The organism is Tessaracoccus sp. OH4464_COT-324, from assembly GCF_003932855.1.
Lineage (GTDB): Bacteria > Actinomycetota > Actinomycetes > Propionibacteriales > Propionibacteriaceae > Arachnia.
Window position 1 is genome coordinate 1 of record NZ_RQYZ01000071.1, and the last position, 575, is coordinate 575.

The 575-nt window shown below is 58.6% G+C and carries 1 protein-coding gene; it reads left to right on the forward strand.

The genetic code is table 11. From position 1 onward, the window contains the following. On the forward strand, nt 1-575 hold a 575-nt coding region (locus EII42_RS12190), incomplete at both ends, for an SdrD B-like domain-containing protein (protein WP_233558403.1).

Here is a 575-nt window from a genome sequence, read left to right on the forward strand (position 1 = left end):
TTGGTGCCAGGGATAAGGATTCTTCGACTGGGTTTGCCGAGTCTGAGGGCCTGACCCAAAACGGTGACCGCGATGAGACGCTGGACTTTGGGTTCGTTCGTCCCGAGGTCACGGTGGGTGACTACGTGTGGTTCGACGTGAACAAGGACGGTAAGCAGGACGACACGGATCGCCCGATTGAGGGCGCGGTGTTGAAGATCACTGGTCCGGATGGTCAGCCGGTGGTGAACGTCAACGGTGATCCTGTTGGCGATGTCACGACTGATGCGAGCGGTAAGTACCTGTTCGAGAAGTTGCCGGTGCTCGGCGACGATGAGAAGTACACCGTTACCGTGGTGAGCGTTCCCGGCGATTACATGCCGACCAAGCCTGAGGTTGGGGATGACCGGGAGAAGGACTCCTCGACCGCTGCTGCGTCGACCATCGTCGACTTGACCGAGGATGGGGACAAGGATCTGAGCCTGGACTTTGGGTTCGTTCGTCCCGAGGTTTCGGTGGGTGACTATGTGTGGTTCGATGTGAACAAGGATGGTCTGCAGGATGCTACGGATCGCCCGATTGTCGGTGCGGTGTTG